The organism is Brevundimonas sp. LF-1 (assembly GCF_037055305.1).
Taxonomy (GTDB): Bacteria; Pseudomonadota; Alphaproteobacteria; order Caulobacterales; family Caulobacteraceae; genus Brevundimonas; species Brevundimonas sanguinis.
Genome location: NZ_CP146349.1, coordinates 476836 through 492711, shown reverse-complemented (window position 1 = coordinate 492711; position 15876 = coordinate 476836). Strand labels below are relative to the sequence as shown.

The following is a 15876-nucleotide window of genomic DNA, read 5'->3' as shown; positions in this document are numbered from 1 at the left end:
AACGCCAGTCCAGCCCGGCACGGGCGTAGGTCGAGGCGTCGCGCTCGACCGGACGCAGCGGCGCGCGGCGGTCGCCCGACCCGGTCTCGGCGCTGAAGGTCAGGGCGCCGAGCTTCAGCCCCCGCGCAGGGCGTGGTCCGCCTGGGTCAGGGCGACGAAGCCGTCGCCGGACCCGCTGCGGAAGGGCGAACTGGCGCCGCCCTGACCCTGCCAGGCGGTGAGGGACAGCCGACCCGCCTGCACGTCGAACAGAGCCTCGCTGCGCGTCTCGTCGCCCAGCCACGGCGCGTCGAACGGGGTGTAGCGGGCGACCACCGGCTCGGGCACGGCCACCGGCGTGGCGGCGGCCAGCGACAGACGCGTCCCGCCCGGCGCATCCAGCGTCACCTGCGACTGCTGCATCGGCGTCGGATTTCTGGGCTGATAGCTGCGGCGCGGCGCGGGGCCGTAGGCGGCGCCCAGGTCCACGCGGAACAGCCGCTCATATTCGTCATAGGCGATGGTGCTCAGCGCCCCCGTGCGGCCCAGGGCGTCGCCGAACGGTCCGCCGACATGGGCGCCGGGCTCCAGCGCGATATTCACCGCCGCCCCGGTCGCCATCGGCGCCGAGGTCGCGCCCACCGGCTGGAAGGCGCGGGCGATGTCCAGCAGGCCGCGGCCGTAGACGATGTCGGTTCCCGCATCGCCCGCCTCGCGCCCGGTGCGCAGCAGGATGTCGATGGCCTGCCGTCCGGTCAGGTTGGGGAAGGCCTCCAGCAGCAGGGCCAGCGCCCCCGCCACGGCGGGCGAGGCGAAGGAGGTGCCGTTCACCCGCCAGCAGCCCTCGTCCTCGCAGTCGACAATGACGTCGACGCCGGGCGCGGACAGGAAGGCGTTCTGCGACACGCCGGCGCGGTTGGAGAAGGCGGCGATCTGCTGGGCCTGGTCATGCGCCCCCGTGACGATGATCGCGCCGGCGAAACGGGGATCGCTGGCGTAGCGACCGGGCCATTCGGGGTTGGCGCCCTCCTCATTGCCCGAGGCGATGGCGAAGACCACGCCCGCATTGATCGCGCGCAGCAGGGCCGCCTCGAACTGGGCCCAGCGGGCCTTCGCCGCCGAGCGATAGATTGATCACCCGCGCCCCGTTCTGAACCGCGTAATCCAGCGCGCGCGCCAGGTCGCTGCTTTTGAAGCACATCTTGTCTTCGGGTTTGGCGCAGTCGCTGACGTCGGCTCGGACCGACAGGATGGTCGAGTTGAAGGCCACTCCGACCGTGCCGTAGTTGTTGAAGGGCGCGGCGATGACGCCGGCCACCCGCGTCCCGTGCCGGTCCTCGCCCTCGCCCTCGTTGCGACCGGCGACGATGTCTGTGGACAGGGGCGAGATGTTCGCGCCCAGGTCCTGATGGTTCATGCGGATGCCGGAATCCACCACCCCGACGGTGACGCCGCGCCCGGTCGCGCCCGTGCGCCAGGCGGCGATGGCCTGAGCATCGGCCACGCCCCAGTTGCGTTGGTATTCGCGCGAGGCTTCCGACGGGATCGGCGGAGGGGTGGCGGGGGCGGTGGTGGAGGAGGGGGCGGCGGCGGTGGCGGCGGCGGTGGAGGCGTGGGCGTGACGATGCCGCCTCCACCACCCCTCCGCCCCCGCCGCAAGCGGCCAGCGGCGTCGCCAGCAAGCCCAGGACGCTGATCGAGATCGCGATCCGCCGCAGTCGATGAACAGCCATGGTTCCCTCTTCCGAAACCTATTGGGCCATTAGGCCGGTTTCGGAACGATTGACGAGCCTGTTTCGACAGCGCCGCTTGGGAATCAGTCGCGCAGCAGTTCGTTCACGCCGGTCTTGGCGCGGGTCTGGGCGTCGACGCGCTTGACGATGACGGCGCAATACAGGCTGGGGCCGCCGTTTGGGTCGGGCAGGGCGCCCGGCACCACGACCGAGTAGGCGGGCACCTCGCCGCGGAAGATCTCGCCGGTCGCCCGGTCGACGATCTTGGTCGAGCCCGACAGATAGACGCCCATGGCCAGGACCGCGCCTTCGCGCACGATGACGCCCTCGGCGACCTCGGCGCGGGCGCCGATGAAGCAGCCGTCCTCGATGATCGTCGGATTGGCCTGCAGCGGCTCCAGCACGCCGCCGATGCCGGCGCCGCCCGACAGGTGGACGTTCTTGCCGATCTGGGCGCACGACCCGACCGTGGCCCAGGCGTCGACCATCGAGCCTTCGTCGACATAGGCGCCGATGTTCACGAAGGAGGGCATCAGCACCACGTTCTTGCCGACATAGGCGCCGCGACGGACGATGGCGCCGGGCACCGAGCGGAAGCCGGCGGCCTGATAGTCGGCCGCGCTCCAGTCGCCGAACTTGTTGGGCACCTTGTCCCAGAAGGGGCCGACCGCGGCCGGGTGATCGGCCGACAGCGGCAGGGTCGGCGCGTGGCCGGCGCGCATGATGACGTTGTCGTTCAGGCGGAAGGACAGCAGCACCGCCTTCTTCAGCCATTGATGCGTGGTCCACACGCCGTCTTCGCCGCGCGAGGCCACGCGCGCCTGGCCGGAATCCAGCAGGGCCAGGGCGGTCTCGACGGCGTCGCGCACCTCGCCGCGCGTGGCCGAGGATACCTCGGCGCGATCTTCCCAGGCGGCCTCGATCACGGATTCCAGGTGGGTCAGGTCGGTCATTGCGGATCTCCGTCAAGCATGGCGGCAGCCAGGAAGGGGCCCAGGGAGGCGGCCCGGTGTTGGATGTGGTCGCCCTCGGCGGTGAAGGCCTTGGGCCCGACCAGGACGGTGGTCATGCCGATGGCGTGCGCCGGTTCGAGGTTCTTGGGCGTGTCCTCGAAGAAGCAGGCGGTCGCCGGATCGACGCCGAACCGGCTCAGCATCTTGTCGAAGGTGCGCGGGTCCGGCTTGGGGATCAGGTCGGCGTCCTCCAGGGCGAAGACGCCGTCGAAGAAGCGCGTCAGCTCCAGCCGCTCCATCACCCGCCGGGCGTGGCCGATCGAGCCGTTGGTGAAGATCAGGCGCGGGCCTTGCAGCCGCTCCAGCGCCGCGTGCAGGCCCGGATCGGGCGTCAGCACGTCCAACGGCACGTCGTGCACCTCGGCCAGGAAGTCGTGCGGGTCGATCTGATAGTGCAGCATCAGCCCGGCCAGGGAGGTGCCGTAGTCGTGCAGATAACCCTTCTGCATGCTCAAGGCCTCGGCCGACGGCAGGCCCGAGGTGCGCACCACATACTGGTTGATGCGCTGCTCGACCTGCGTCAGGAACTGGCTTTCCGGCGGGTAAAGGGTGTTGTCGAGGTCGAACACCCAGGACCGCACGTGGCGCAGGTCGGCGCCGATCTCGGTGCTCGCCGCGAGCGGCCCGCCCGAAGCGTCTGCCGTCACTTCGCCTTCACCAGGGTGCCGGCGCCGTGCTCGGTGAACAGTTCGACCAGCATGGCGTGCGGACGGCGCCCGTCCAGGATGACCACGGCCTCGACCCCGGCGCGGACGGCGGCCATGGCCGTCTCCAGCTTGGGGATCATGCCGCCGGTGGCGACGCCGTCGTCGATCAGGCCTTGCGCCTCTTCCAGCGTCATCTGGCGGATGATCTCGCCGTCGGCGCCCTTGACCCCCGGCACGTCGGTCAGCAGCAGCATCCGCTTGGCGTGCAGCGCCCCGGCGACGGCCCCGGCGACGGTGTCGGCGTTGACGTTGTAGGTCAGGCCGTCTTCCGCCACCCCGATGGGGGCGATGACCGGCACCCAGTCCTCGGTCTCCGAGGCGATCAGGCCCTTGATCAGCTTGGGATCGACCTTGGTCGGCTCGCCGACGAAGCCCAGGTCGACCTCGTGTTCGATCATGCTGTCGGGGTCGCGCTTGGTGCGCTTGGTCTTCTCGACCGTCAGCAGGCCGGCGTCCTTGCCCGACAGGCCGACGCCGCGCACGTCGGCTTCCTTGCCGGCGACGGTGATCCAGTGGGCGATCTCTTTGTTGACAGCGCCGGACAGGACCATCTCGGCCACCGACATGGTGTCCTTGTCCGTCACGCGCAGGCCGTCGACGAAGGCCGACTTCACGCCCGCCTTGTCCAGCATGGCGCTGATCTGCGGCCCGCCGCCGTGGACGACCACGGGGTTCACCCCCATCAGCTTCAGCAGCACCACATCGGCGGCGAACTGCCGGGCCACGGCGCTCTCGCCCATGGCGTGGCCGCCGTATTTGATGACCACGGTCTCGCGGTCATACACCTGGATATAGGGCAGAGCCTCGGCGAGCGTCTTCGCCGTCTCCCAGCCGCGTTCCTCGGATTGCCGATCAGTCTCTATCATGGTGCGCGCTCGATAGCGGGCACGGGCGCGGGAGTCACGCCTGAAGGCGCTTGGCCCGCTAACGCGGCGCGTCGCTGAACAGGTCGCAGGCTTGGTCGAAGTCGCTGCGGAGATCGTCCAGGGCGAAATGCAGATCCGAGTGTTCGCCGTGACGCGACAACTGCGCCAGCAGACCATAGGTTCGGGCTACGGCTGAAGGCGGGGGCGAGGCGTCCGACTGTCGTCTGAGGTCGGTTGACAGGAAGGCGTCGATTTCACTCGAGCGGGCGTCGTCCAGGTTCAGCGTTGTGGCCGAAAGTTTATTGATGGCGTCGAAAACCGTGCGCCACTGATGCAAGAAATCTGGCCACAGCACAAAACGTCTATCAAGACCTCGGGACGACTGCTCCGCGTCCAGTACGTGACGCATCCACAGCCGCAGCGCGTGGTTGCGGCTCAGTGCGTTCCGAGATCCCAGCGAGGCGGCCACCTCGGACGGAGCCCGCACAGGGCTGACGATCAGAGGGTCGTACCCGGCTTCCAACAAGGCCTGACGCCACAACGGGAAAATACGGCAGATGCGGGGATCCTTCAGCACTATGACTGCAGCGTCGCCGAATTCGTCCCGCAACAGGTCGATGGCGTCGTTTCGTGCAGACCTGTCCGCCAGAAGAGGTGCTTTGGGGATGGCCCGCCAGTCGTGCCAGTTAGAGCCTTCACGGTTCAATATGCGGTCGTTGAAATCGGCGACGGCGCTGCTTTCCCAGAAACCCTTGGGGTTGTCAGCGGCGGCAGGCATCAGGTGTTTCGGCGCCGCAGCCCCGGCCAGCGCGAGCGCGCCGGCGACCGACGACGTGCCGCTGCGATGCATACCCAGAACGATCAGAGCCGTTTTTTTCGTCATCTTCGCCAGCATCGTTTGTTAGACACGCGTCACTAGCGGTTCACGACCGCCTGTCCTAGCCTTCGCATCGACAGCGCCGCAGTCTAATGGGATGCCATGAATCTATATCCGGTGATAATGTGCGGTGGTTCCGGCACTCGGCTGTGGCCCTCCTCTCGCCCCTCCAGGCCTAAACAATTCATACCGTTAGCTGGGAACAGGTCGCTGTTTCAGGAAACGGCCATGCGTGTGGCGCCGCTCATCGGCGATGGGGTGATGGTCGTCGTGGCGGGGACGCGGCACCGGCACTGGGTGCTGGAGCAGCTTGAGCAACTGGAGCTGCAGGATCGGACCCAGATTCTGCTAGAGCCGGAAGCGCGCGATTCGGCCGCTGCTATGGCCGCCGCCGCTGCCTGGACGCTGGCGCGCGATCCGGAAGCGGTGAACGTATTTGTCGCTTCCGACCATCACGTACCCGATCATGAAGCGTTCCGCGCGGCCGTGCGTGAGGCCGCCGCCGCCGCCGCCGCGGATGGGCGGATCGTCACCTTGGGCGTGAAGCCGACGTCGGCCTCGACCGCCTATGGCTACATCAACCCGGAGGGGCCTGGGTTGGCCGCTGTTAAAGCGTTCCGCGAAAAGCCGGATCGCGATAGCGCCGCCGAGTTCATCCGAGATGGGTATTTGTGGAACAGCGGCAACTTCATCGTGGCGGCCGCCACTCTGGCGGAAGAGCTGGAAGCCCGCGCGCCGGGCGTGGCGGATGCGGCGAGACGATCTCTCGAGCATTTGCCCTCAGGCCACGTCCAGGTGCTGGGCGACGCCTTTCGAGACGCCCCCAAGATTTCCATCGATTACGCCGTCATGGAAAAGACCCTGCGCGCCTCAGTCCTGGCGGTTGATTTCGCCTGGTCTGATTTGGGCGCATGGGACGCCATCGCTGAGACGGGCGAGGGCGAGTTCGGATCTCATATCTTTGAGGATTCAGAAGGGTGCCTCGTTCGAGCGCCAGAAGGCGTGCTGGTCGGGGTTCTGGGGGTCAGCAATCTGGCGATCGTGGCTGAAGAGGACGCCATCCTCGTCTGCGATCTGGACCGCGCTCAGGATGTGAAGAGCGTGGTGGAACGGGTTCGCGCCGCGTTCCCGCAGCATCTCGACTTCCAACAACCTGAGCCGGAGACTCTAGACGCGGGCGGGCGTCGCTTTGGGGACTGGTTGCGTCAGTCCGTCCTGCCCCTGTGGGCGACGCTCGGGCAGGACGACGACGGCCGTTTCGCCGAGGCCTTGAGTTTGGACGGCCGTGTCATGAAGCTCGCTCGTCGAGCGCGCGTCCAGGCCCGCCAGATATGGTCCTATGCCCAAGCCGGACGGCTAGGGTGGCAGGGGCCCTGGCGCCGCGCCGTGCGGGCCGGGTTGGAGCGTCTTGAGACGGAGTATTTGCGCCCAGACGGCCTTTGCCGGACCCTTCTGACAGCGGAGGGCGCGCCGTTGGACGAGACGGCCATGCTTTATGATCAGGCTTTCGTGCTTCTGGCTTTGGAGGCGGGGCGCTCTCATGCGGACGATCCCGCTGCGGTGGAGAAAACGGCCCTCCAGATTCGTGAAAGGCTGAAGGACTGGCTCCTTCCGGGCGGCGGCTGGCGGGAGCAGGGAGAGCATCCCTATCAGTCCAATGCGCACATGCATCTGTTGGAAGCCTGCCTGGCCTGGGAAGAAGGGGAGGCGACGCCGCATGGGGCGCCATGGCCGATGACATCGTGGACCTGGCGCAACGGCATTTCATCGATCCAGACGGCGGTTTCCTGCGGGAGTTCTTCGACGAACAATGGCGCCCCGCCCCCGGCGAGCCTGGCCGTCTGGTCGAGCCTGGGCATCAGTTTGAATGGGCCTGGTTGCTGGCGCGGCACGCGCGACTGCGCGGCGACGTCGCCTCGATGGGTCTCGCCCGGCGGCTGTTTGATTTCGGCGCCAGGGGGATCAGCGACGACCGCGTCGCTGTGGACGCCATCAACCTTGACGGCCGCCCCCGGGGAGCGTGCGCGGCTCTGGCCACAGACGGAATGGCTCAAGGCCGCTTTGATCCTGGCGGAAACCGCAGAAGACGGCGAACGGCGCCGCTATCTGCTGGAGGCTGCGGACGCGTTGAGGGCTCTATGGCTCTATCTGACGCCGAACGGCGTCTGGCGCGACAAGCGTTTGGGTCGCAAGGGCTTCATCAATGAGGCGGCGCCCGCCAGTTCGCTTTATCACATCATGGGCGCGTTCGGGCAGTTTAGCGCCAGCGCGCGGCGCCTGGACCTTACGGCTGCGGACATGAGCAAACCGCTGGGCTGAGCGGCCGTCTCAGGAAATTCACTATAATGACCAACATTTTAGTTACCGGCGGCGCTGGCTATATCGGCAGCCATACGTGCATGCGTCTGGCGGAGGCGGGCTTTCAGCCCGTCGTGTTCGACAACCTGTCCAACGGCCATCGCGAGGCCGTGCAATGGGGGCCGCTGGAAGAGGGCGATGTTCGCTCTGCGGCCGACATCAAGCGCGCGTTGGAGCGTTGGCGCCCGGTCGGCGTGATCCACTTCGCCGCCCTGATCGAAGTGGGCCTGTCTTTTGACCAGGTCAGCGACTTCTACGCCGTCAATGTCGGGGGCGCGCTCAATGTTCTGGCGGCTATGAGCGATGCGGGCGTCGCGCCGTTCGTCTTTTCATCCACCTGCGCCACCTATGGCGAGCCGCAGTATCTGCCTCTGGACGAGAGCCACCCTCAAAACCCGATCAATCCCTATGGTCGAACCAAGCTGGCGGTCGAGCAGGCGCTGGCTGACCTGACGCGCTTTGGCGCGATCCGTCCGATCATCCTGCGCTATTTCAACGCGGCCGGCGCCGATCCCGAGGGCCGGATCGGCGAGCGCCACGAACCCGAGACGCACGCGCTGCCTCTCGCCATCCAGACGGTGCTGGGTCAGAGGCCTGTGTTCTCTATTTTCGGCGACGACTACGATACGCGCGACGGCACGGCGTTACGCGACTATGTTCACGTTCTCGACTTGGCGGACGCCCATGTGTTGGCGTTGCAGCGCTTGTTGGACGGCGCGCCGGGCGGCGAGGCGTTCAATCTAGGCACCGGCGCTGGAACTACGGTCAAGGAGCTGATCGCCGCTGTCGAAAAGGCCAGCGGGCGGGCGCTTCCGGCAAAACCGCAGCCTCGACGCCAAGGGGATGCGCCCAGCCTTGTAGCCAATAATGCGGCGGCGGCCGGGACGCTGGGTTGGCGATTAAGGTGGAGTCTGGCCGATATGGCTCAGCATGCCTGGAACTGGCATTCCAAGAGCTAGCCGATCAAGCTAGGGCGGCCGCCAGCGCGTGTCGCTCTTCTTCCGTCAAAATCCGCTTCAAAAGCTGCGGGAGGCGGCCCTTGAATTCCGGGCTCTCCATGCAGCTGTTCAGGTCGTCGCGATAGGTGCGCTCGCCGCTGCGCAATGCCGCCAGCGAAGACAGCCGACCGCCAGGATCCGGGTGGCGGCCGAACATCACCTTATAGATGGCCTCGACGAACTCTTCGTTGGCCTCTTCTCTGTTTCCGCCGCTGGCCTGGGGAACGCCGGAGGCGTCGATCCCCGCAGCAGCTAGGCTTTGGCTGACAGCCTGTTCGATCCGCTCGATGCGCAGCCACATAGGAGCCGCGTCGCGGACAACCTGACGGATGAAGCGCGCGTTCCAGTTGAAGACCCCTTCGTCCCGCAACAGCACGTCTTCAAAGCCGTCGACAGCATTCAACGCCTCATGCAGAATCGCCTGGTCGTCGATCACATCGCCCCAAACGGCTTCTGCGGAGAGCACGTCTAACGGCGGCGCCATGAACTTTTCGAACCAGAGATCGACCAGCTCGCGCGCCTTGTCGTGCCCGAGGTTGATCGCGAAAACGCCGGCGTTGATGTCCCACCATCGGGGCGGCGTCAGGCCGCTGGGGGCGGCGATGAGAGCGTACTGGCTCCGTTCGGCCAGGTAAGCGCCGATGTCGAACGACAGGTCGGCGATATAGGCGTCGGCGTCAACATAGACGACCCAGCCGTCATATCCCGCCTGCGTGTAGGATTTGAGGATGGGAATCCTGTTCAAAGAGGCATGCCAAGGCTTGGCGCCTCGCTTGATCCCGTAGAAGCACTCGTAAGCGTGTCCAAACTTCTCGCAGTATGCTTTCAGCGAGAGCGAGGACCTGTCGATAAGAGGGCGATACTTCGAGACGTCGGACGTTTGAATGAAGGTGATCATGAGGATATTTGTGGATCTTTGTGGATCGGTCGCTCATCACAACGCCGTCACCGTCTCGGTGAACAGTATGGTGGTTTTGCGGGGGGACGGGACGCGTTAAAGCAGGCCGGTGGTGTCGAAACGGAAATCCGGATGGTAGGGACCTGGCAGCTGGCCGCCCCATCGCGAGCCGAATTCCTCGCTCCACACCAGATCGTCGATATAGCTGGATATCCGCTTTTCGTCTTCGGCGATTTCGCCGTCAGGATAGGGCGCGGCTGCGTCGGGCCAGCGCCCGAGCAGGGTCAGGTAGGCCATATCCCGAAACGATTGGACGCCATGGCGTCGATAGTGATTGAGCGCGAACGGCAGCAGCGTCTCTGAGTTGGGGCAGCAGCGCGGAGCACGGACCTCGCTCAGCAATTCTTCGACGCTCAGCGACCGGCTGACCGTGGACAGCGGCGGCATGTCGCCAGCGCCGAAGGTCATCGTTTTCAGAATGCGGCCAGAGACGGCGCAGGCGATCTCGATACGCTCGCCCAGGGCGATGGCCAGGCGCAGGCCATGGAGCTCAAACCCGCACCAGCCGCTGCGCAGCCCTTCGGCGGCCGCAACCTCGGAAAAGCCGCCCGCCATGGCAAAGCTAATCGGCGTGTCGTCGGCTGAAAGGCGAAGCAGGCACGGTCCGCCGGATTGCGGCGCGGCATAGCCGAAGATGCGACCGCCCTCGACCACGATGTCGTATGCGGTCACCGGGGCGTGGGAATATTGGGAGCTGCTCATCACTGTTCCTTCACCCAGCGCGCGATTTCTGCATAGCAACGGTCCCATCCGTGCGGTGCGGCCCGTTCCAGAAGATCCGACACCGATTGTCCGGCGGAGCGCGTCTGCGCAGCGCGAAGTTCGGCCGTGCGCAGGGCTTGAGCGAACTCGAACGGTTCAGTCGGGTCGAAGAAGACGCATTGTTCCGGAAATACTTCGGGCATGCTCGAACTGTTGGAGCAAACGGTGACCTTGCCCATGGCGCCGGCTTCCAGAACCGGCAGGCCGAAGCCTTCGAAGAAGGACGGGTAGATGCAGAAGGCGCTGTTCAACATCAGCGCGGTGCGCTCTTCGTTGGAGATGAAGCCGGTGAACAGGATGCGGTCGGCGGCGACGCCGGCGCCCTGCAGCCGGCTCATGAGGCGGCTTTTCTCATCCAGCCAGCCGTCACGACCGACGAAGACGACTTTGAAGCGTGAGGCGAAGCCCGGATCCGTCATCAGGTAGTCGAAGATCAGGCTGCCGTTCTTGCGCGGCTCGAGAGTGCCGATGACGACGACATAGGGCTCAACCGACAGTTCGGGGCGCAACTGCAGGCGCCGGCGCTCAGCTCGTTCGGTTCGAACTCGCAGCCCAGCCGGATGACCGACATTTCAGAGGCTGGTTTGCCGAAATAGGCTTCAACATCGGTCAGGGTGGCGCGCGACACGCAGAACAGGTGGTCGGACGTCTCCACATCCGCACGGATGCGGTTGGCGAAGTGGAAGATGTTGTCGGCGTTGTGGAACTGCGGCGTCACGATCGGGCTGAGGTCGTGAATGATGGCCGCTTCCTTCCCGAAATAGCGTCGGACCGGTTTGATGTTCGGGAAAATCGCGACCATCTCGGCCGCGTCGGCCTGGGCGATCGGAGGCACGTCCCAGACGAGTTGAGACAGGGCGTCTAGTCCACCGGCGCCGGAACGTTGGCGTAGAAATTTCACCACCAGCTCGCGGGGCAGCGGGACGGTTTCATGGGTGAAGACCCAGTCGATGCTCTGATCGTCCAGCGCATGACGAACCAAGGCGGCCACGACGTTGGGAATGCCGGTCCAGTGCTCCTCGAACAGGGCGCCGACATCGAGGACTGCCTTACGCGTCATGTTGGGACTCCCCGGCCTTCAACTGTTCAACCGTGTTCCAGAACCGTTCCGCGAAGGGCGCGAGGCCGAACTGGCTGCGGACCTCTTCGAAGGCGGCCGAAGATCTGTGGGCGTAGTCGGCCTCCTCCAGCGTCACGGCGCGCTCCAGAGAGGCGCGGACGTCTTCGGCGGAGACATAGTTGGTGTCCGTTCCGAACATGCGGTAGCGGGCGGTCAGGCGGATATCCAAGGGGCGAGGTTCGGACGGGATGACGACGGCGTCGTTTTCGGAAATATAGTCGCTCATGGCGGTGTGATTGACCGTCACCGGCACCACGCCTCGGCCCATGGCCTCGATCAGCGGCAGGTTCTGTCCTTCGGCATAGGAGGTGCAGACGTAATAGGTCGCCGCATCATACAGCCGGTTCAGTTCGTTGCGCGTCAGCACGGAGTCGGTCAGCCAGATGCGGTCGCTCACCATCGGCGGGATCAGGCGCCCGGCGTCGGAAATCTGCTCTTCCATCAGGATGCGGTTGGCCAGGCGCTTGGCCCGGTGAGGCGTCGTCATCTTCAGCAGCAGCAGCGCGTTGGGACGGTGCTCCAGGAACCGCATGAACCCGGTCAGCATGGGCTCGATCTGCTTGCGATAGTCGTGAACGTTGAAGACGCTCAGGAAAATCTCCGGCCGTTCTTCCCCGTCCAGCGAGGACAGGATGGCGGGCAGGGAGGCGGCCTTGGCCCGCGCGGCGTTGTCCAGCATCGGCTGAAGACGCGGCAGGATGCTCAGCGGCTCCCAGTTGACGCCCGCCAGGTCGCGGCCGATGCGCTCCAGTTCACGCAGGTCCGGACGTTGTGAGCGCGGTCGTCGGCTCAGGTTCGACAGCACCGGCGAGGGTACGCGCGTGGCGGGTTTGGTGATCTGGGCGGCGACAGCGTCGGTCGCGTGCTGCGACGTGACCCACAGTTCGTCAGCGACATCCAGCATCTGGGCCTGGTCAGCAAAGGCGTGGTGACTGAAGGCCTCGGTCGGCAGGCGCAGTCGGTCAAACTCCCAGGCGAAGCAGTTGATGTTGTAGGCGCCTTTCAGCACCCGCATCCGCTCCGGCGGATAGAAGCCCAGGTGAATGTTGATCTCGGCGCCCGAGCGCTCACGGATGTCCGAGATGTATTCGGGCTTGTCGATCACCGTGTAATCGACCTCCATCTCCTCGAAGGCCTGGATGAAGCCGCGCATGGCGAAGGAGTAGGAATAGTCGGCGGCGCCCAGGCCGGCCGCAGCCGCTTCCTTGTCGCCCTCTTGGACCTGACCGCCGGGCACGGACAGGAAGACGCGCAGAGGCGCCTTGGGAGCCTTGGGATTGACGCCCCGGAAAACGAGGGTGTTGTCGATCCGTCGAAGCAGCTTGAGTTCCAGCGCGATCTGGTCCGCAGCCGGATGACCCAAGGCGACGGCGGTCTCGAATTCGCGGGCTGCAGTGTCGAAGTCGCCGCGAATTTGGCCAGGTGGCCCAATTGCAGAGCCGCTTCGCCCTCGTCGCCTCCCAGTTCTCTCGCCTTGCGGTAAGCCTCGGCGGCGCGGCTGTGGAAACCCGCTTCCTTCAGGGCGTGACCCTTTTGAATCCAGGCGCCGGGCTTGGTCGGCTCCATGCCGGAGATCTGGCGGCGATAGGCCAGATCCAGCGCCCAATCTCTCTGAGTGCGCGCCTTCTCCGCCTGACGTTTCAACTCCTGTGTCGACTGGCGACGGCCCATCAGCGGCGCGCCTAGTTCGGTGATGCTCCGAACAACGCCCTGAGGCGTCGGCATTTTGTCACTCATGAAGGGCTCCGAGGCGTCTAATGCAGTCAACCGACATCGCGTGCGGCAGACCAAGTCCTGTTCCCGTCGTCAAGATATTTCCTACAAAATATATCGTCGATCTTTCTAGCGTTATCTTGGTAGCGGCGGTCCCGCGCCGAGCGTGTCCTAAATGCGTCTGGATCGACGAAGCGATTGGAGCAGTCTAGAGACGGACCTGTGTGTACGGGGATTGCATGGTGGCAGGGTTGGAAACGGTCGAGGCTGTCTGGAACGAGGAAGACGTTCGAAACCTGTATCGGCTCGCATTGCGTCGTGAAGCCGAGGCGGAAGCTATTGTGCAGGAAATGACGGCATGGCCGTCGGACAGACTGGTACGCACGTTTTTCACCTCGCCCGAGTTCCTTGAACGTCTGGAGCCGGACTTCCAGAAGGGCGAACGCCCCTGGCGTGAGGAGGAAACTAGTCCCGGCGAGCTTCTGCGGGCTTGGGCGGCGGGGCGTCTGCCGCTGTCGGAAGGGGGCGGCTCGCCATTGTGCAGGCGAGGTCGTGGACGCGCGTTTACTGGCTCTTGTTCAGCGATCCTCAGTTCAGTCAGGTCGTCGGTCCAGAGTTGATCGGCGGCGCCGAGGTCGTGGCGTGGCTGGAAAAATTCGCCAAAGCCGATGGCCGGATTGAGCAGGTCGACGGGCACGTGATCCGTGGCTGGGCGGTGCGCTTAGATGACATCGCCCAGTCGGCGATCGTGGAAGCCTGGTCCGGCGGCGCCTTGTGTTCCGCGACGACAACCAACTTGTTCCGGCGCGACATCCAAGATCGTTTCGGCGGCGACGGGCGCTTTGGTTTTGAACTCAGCCTACCTGCTGAAATGGCGCGCCGAAATGGCGGCGAGGTCGAGGTCGAAGTCCTGGGCGTCCCGATTGCGCGCGTTCGCTTGCCGCCTGAAGAGCAGGTGCTGGACGATATAGCGGCGGCGGCGCGGGAACTTGGCGAGGTGCGCGCCTTGCTTGAGCGGCTGGAGGCGCGTCTGCCTGCGGCCGAAAGCGGTCTTGCCCAGCCTCTGTCCGACTATGGCGCCTACGCTGCGGCTTGGCGCGATAGCGGCCTGGACGCCGCATCGTCGTCACGGAGAGGTTTGGTCGTGGTGGACGCGGTCGGCGCCCTCCGCGCGCACTGGATGACACGGTTCGCAGCCTGCTGGCTCAGACGGCTCCGTTGGAGAGGCTGTCCGTCGCTCTCGTCATCGACAGCAGCCAGGCCGCCTTGGCGGAAGACCTGCGTAATCGGTGCAGTTGGCAGGGACTTGGTGGCGTTTCCATCCATCTGGCCGAGCCGTCGGCGCCGGCCCAGCGCCTCATGGCTGCGGTCGAACAGGTAGGCGCACGAGGCGAGTTCTGTCTCTTTGTGCGCGCCGGCGATGACCTCGCCCCCGGCGCGGTGCGCCGGATCGCTGCGCGCATGGACCGAAGCGCCCAGGTGCAGGCTGTCTATTTTGATGAAGATTGCTTTGCGGACGGGCAGCAGGAAATGGACGCCGTTCTGCGCCGCCGCAAGGATCCGGTGTTGAAGCCGGGCTTTGACCGGGACCTGCTGCTTCAGACGCCCTATGTCGGTCAACGAGCGGCCTTCAACACTGAAGCTCTTCGCCGATTCAGCTTGGAAGAGGCGGCTGGCGATCATTTTGCTGCTGACCTGATGCTGCGTATCGACGCCGAGGGCGGCGTGATCGATCACGTGGGTCGGGTTCTGCTGAGCCGGTGGCCTGAAGATTCCGGATCCATTTCTTGGCGCCAGGCGGTCGAGTCTCATGTCCGCGCCGAGGGGGCTGTGGCGTCAGATCATGAAGACGAGCTTGGCGCTCGCGTTCCAGGGGCTGTGCGCGTGCGTCGTCGTGCCGATGCGGCGAAGGCCTGCATCATTATTGCGACCCGGGACGCCGTCGACCTGCTGCGGCCTTGCGTGGAGAGCATCTTCGCGATGCGGCCCGCCAATGCGACGCCGTACGAGCTGTTGATCATCGATCATGAAAGCCAGGAGCCTGAAACGCTGGCCTATCTTGCGCAGCTGGAGGCCGCTGGCGATGCGCGTATCATGCCGTATCAGGGCGAATTCAACTGGGCGCTGATGAACAATCTTGCTGCGGCCCAGACAGACGCTGACGTCCTGATCTTCCTCAACAACGACACGGTGGTTCGCACCCGTGACTGGTTGGACGAGCTGGTCAGCCAGGCGCAGCGTCCGAACGTCGGCCTTGTCGGTTGCCGTCTGCTTTACGCAGACGGGACGATCCAGCATGCCGGCTTCGTCGCGCGAGAAGAGGTGTATTCGTTTCTGACCCATGAGGGCGTGGGCGACATGGGTTCGTCGCCGGGTTATCTGGGCCGACATGCTTTGGTGCATGGTTGCGTCGCAGTAACCGGCGCCTGTATCGCCATCCGCGCCGAAACGTTCCGGGAACTGGGCGGCTTCGACTCGGCCGCATTCCCGATCGAAGGGAACGACGTAGACTTGTGCATGCGGGCTCAGGCGCAGGGATTGAAGGTGATCTACGACCCCTTTGCGACCCTCTATCACTTGGAATCGAAGTCTCGCGGCTTCAACACCGACCCTGTGCGCCAGGCCCGGGCGGAGGCTGCGTCGCGGTTGCTGTGGCGTCGCTGGGGCCCGCAATTCAGCCGGGACCCGGGCTTCAATCCGCATTTCGATCGCTTGTCGCGACCCTTCTCTCGGCTGCGGCCGCCGCCCTCCTACGCAGGTTGATGAGCGGGGGTCCTGATACTGGGCGCGGG

16 protein-coding genes and 1 pseudogene are annotated in these 15876 nt (G+C 65.4%); 6 read left to right on the top strand and 11 right to left on the bottom strand.

Features of this window, described 5'->3' with window-relative positions; translation table 11 throughout:
• Positions 1–114: 114 nt before the first annotated feature.
• The 6 genes from V8F63_RS02675 to V8F63_RS02650 form a co-directional block, all read right to left on the bottom strand.
• On the bottom strand, positions 115–1038 hold the full coding sequence (locus tag V8F63_RS02675) for a S8 family serine peptidase (RefSeq protein WP_392354424.1): 924 nt from the start codon (positions 1036–1038) through the stop codon (positions 115–117).
• Positions 1010–1483 carry a S8 family serine peptidase gene (locus V8F63_RS02670; protein ID WP_392354423.1) on the bottom strand — a complete coding sequence of 158 codons (474 nt, stop codon included), beginning with the start codon at positions 1481–1483 and terminating at the stop codon, positions 1010–1012. Before V8F63_RS02670 ends, V8F63_RS02675 begins: the two co-directional genes overlap by 29 nt.
• 312 nt (positions 1484–1795) lie before the next feature.
• The gene (gene dapD / locus V8F63_RS02665; RefSeq protein ID WP_134581663.1) at positions 1796–2665 is read right to left on the bottom strand and encodes a 2,3,4,5-tetrahydropyridine-2,6-dicarboxylate N-succinyltransferase; all 870 of its coding nucleotides are present in this window, start codon (positions 2663–2665) and stop codon (positions 1796–1798) included.
• Positions 2662–3372 carry a pyrimidine 5'-nucleotidase gene (locus tag V8F63_RS02660; RefSeq protein WP_392354422.1) on the bottom strand — a complete coding sequence of 237 codons (711 nt, stop codon included), beginning with the start codon at positions 3370–3372 and terminating at the stop codon, positions 2662–2664. Before V8F63_RS02660 ends, dapD begins: the two co-directional genes overlap by 4 nt.
• A complete protein-coding gene (gene argB / locus V8F63_RS02655) occupies positions 3369–4298 on the bottom strand; it encodes an acetylglutamate kinase (RefSeq protein ID WP_025978669.1) in 930 nt (309 codons plus the stop codon). Before argB ends, V8F63_RS02660 begins: the two co-directional genes overlap by 4 nt.
• Positions 4299–4356: 58 nt before the next feature.
• Complete coding sequence (locus V8F63_RS02650; protein WP_392354421.1) at positions 4357–5193, bottom strand: hypothetical protein; 837 nt, start codon at positions 5191–5193, stop codon at positions 4357–4359.
• Positions 5194–5277: 84 nt separating this feature from the next.
• On the opposite strand from V8F63_RS02650, the pseudogene V8F63_RS02645 reads away from it, so the two are divergent.
• The 3 genes and pseudogenes from V8F63_RS02645 to galE form a co-directional block, all read left to right on the top strand.
• Positions 5278–7067, top strand: a pseudogene (locus V8F63_RS02645) (AGE family epimerase/isomerase); the annotation flags it as partial.
• Positions 7039–7494 carry an AGE family epimerase/isomerase gene (locus V8F63_RS02640; protein WP_392355018.1) on the top strand — a complete coding sequence of 152 codons (456 nt, stop codon included), beginning with the start codon at positions 7039–7041 and terminating at the stop codon, positions 7492–7494. The pseudogene V8F63_RS02645 and the gene V8F63_RS02640, both read left to right, overlap by 29 nt.
• A gap of 26 nt (positions 7495–7520) precedes the next feature.
• A complete protein-coding gene (gene galE, locus V8F63_RS02635; protein ID WP_134581658.1) occupies positions 7521–8492 on the top strand; it encodes a UDP-glucose 4-epimerase GalE in 972 nt (323 codons plus the stop codon).
• A gap of 4 nt (positions 8493–8496) precedes the next feature.
• Here the strand turns inward: galE and V8F63_RS02630 are convergent, their stop codons facing one another.
• The 5 genes from V8F63_RS02630 to V8F63_RS02610 form a co-directional block, all read right to left on the bottom strand.
• A complete protein-coding gene (locus V8F63_RS02630) occupies positions 8497–9429 on the bottom strand; it encodes a DUF4214 domain-containing protein (protein WP_392354420.1) in 933 nt (310 codons plus the stop codon).
• Between the two features lie 96 nt (positions 9430–9525).
• On the bottom strand, positions 9526–10191 hold the full coding sequence (locus V8F63_RS02625; protein WP_025978674.1) for a hypothetical protein: 666 nt from the start codon (positions 10189–10191) through the stop codon (positions 9526–9528).
• On the bottom strand, positions 10191–10760 hold the full coding sequence (locus V8F63_RS02620; protein ID WP_392354419.1) for a glycosyltransferase: 570 nt from the start codon (positions 10758–10760) through the stop codon (positions 10191–10193). The genes V8F63_RS02625 and V8F63_RS02620 overlap by 1 nt, the downstream gene beginning before the upstream one ends.
• Complete coding sequence (locus V8F63_RS02615; protein WP_392354418.1) at positions 10685–11311, bottom strand: hypothetical protein; 627 nt, start codon at positions 11309–11311, stop codon at positions 10685–10687. The genes V8F63_RS02620 and V8F63_RS02615 overlap by 76 nt, the downstream gene beginning before the upstream one ends.
• Positions 11301–12734: a glycosyltransferase gene (locus V8F63_RS02610; protein WP_392354417.1), complete on the bottom strand. Its 1434-nt coding sequence runs from the start codon at positions 12732–12734 to the stop codon at positions 11301–11303. Before V8F63_RS02610 ends, V8F63_RS02615 begins: the two co-directional genes overlap by 11 nt.
• Positions 12735–13323: 589 nt before the next feature.
• Between V8F63_RS02610 and V8F63_RS02605 the strand changes: the two genes are divergently transcribed.
• From V8F63_RS02605 to V8F63_RS02595, 3 genes are read left to right on the top strand one after another with little or no spacing between them, the layout of a single operon-like run.
• Positions 13324–13704 carry a hypothetical protein gene (locus V8F63_RS02605; protein WP_392354416.1) on the top strand — a complete coding sequence of 127 codons (381 nt, stop codon included), beginning with the start codon at positions 13324–13326 and terminating at the stop codon, positions 13702–13704.
• On the top strand, positions 13701–14465 hold the full coding sequence (locus V8F63_RS02600) for a hypothetical protein (RefSeq protein ID WP_392354415.1): 765 nt from the start codon (positions 13701–13703) through the stop codon (positions 14463–14465). Before V8F63_RS02605 ends, V8F63_RS02600 begins: the two co-directional genes overlap by 4 nt.
• The gene (locus tag V8F63_RS02595) at positions 14351–15847 is read left to right on the top strand and encodes a glycosyltransferase (RefSeq protein WP_392354414.1); all 1497 of its coding nucleotides are present in this window, start codon (positions 14351–14353) and stop codon (positions 15845–15847) included. Before V8F63_RS02600 ends, V8F63_RS02595 begins: the two co-directional genes overlap by 115 nt.
• Positions 15848–15876: the final 29 nt, after the last annotated feature.

What these genes read in the sequence shown, in the direction of transcription:
- dapD (WP_134581663.1), bottom strand. Translation starts at nt 2,665, where the DNA reads ATGACCGACCTGACCCACCTGGAATCCGTGATCGAGGCCGCCTGGGAA.
- argB (WP_025978669.1), bottom strand. Translation starts at nt 4,298, where the DNA reads ATGATAGAGACTGATCGGCAATCCGAGGAACGCGGCTGGGAGACGGCG.
- V8F63_RS02650 (WP_392354421.1), bottom strand. Translation starts at nt 5,193, where the DNA reads ATGCTGGCGAAGATGACGAAAAAAACGGCTCTGATCGTTCTGGGTATG.
- galE (WP_134581658.1), top strand. Translation starts at nt 7,521, where the DNA reads ATGACCAACATTTTAGTTACCGGCGGCGCTGGCTATATCGGCAGCCAT.
- V8F63_RS02630 (WP_392354420.1), bottom strand. Translation starts at nt 9,429, where the DNA reads ATGATCACCTTCATTCAAACGTCCGACGTCTCGAAGTATCGCCCTCTT.
- V8F63_RS02625 (WP_025978674.1), bottom strand. Translation starts at nt 10,191, where the DNA reads ATGAGCAGCTCCCAATATTCCCACGCCCCGGTGACCGCATACGACATC.
- V8F63_RS02615 (WP_392354418.1), bottom strand. Translation starts at nt 11,311, where the DNA reads ATGACGCGTAAGGCAGTCCTCGATGTCGGCGCCCTGTTCGAGGAGCAC.
- V8F63_RS02605 (WP_392354416.1), top strand. Translation starts at nt 13,324, where the DNA reads ATGGTGGCAGGGTTGGAAACGGTCGAGGCTGTCTGGAACGAGGAAGAC.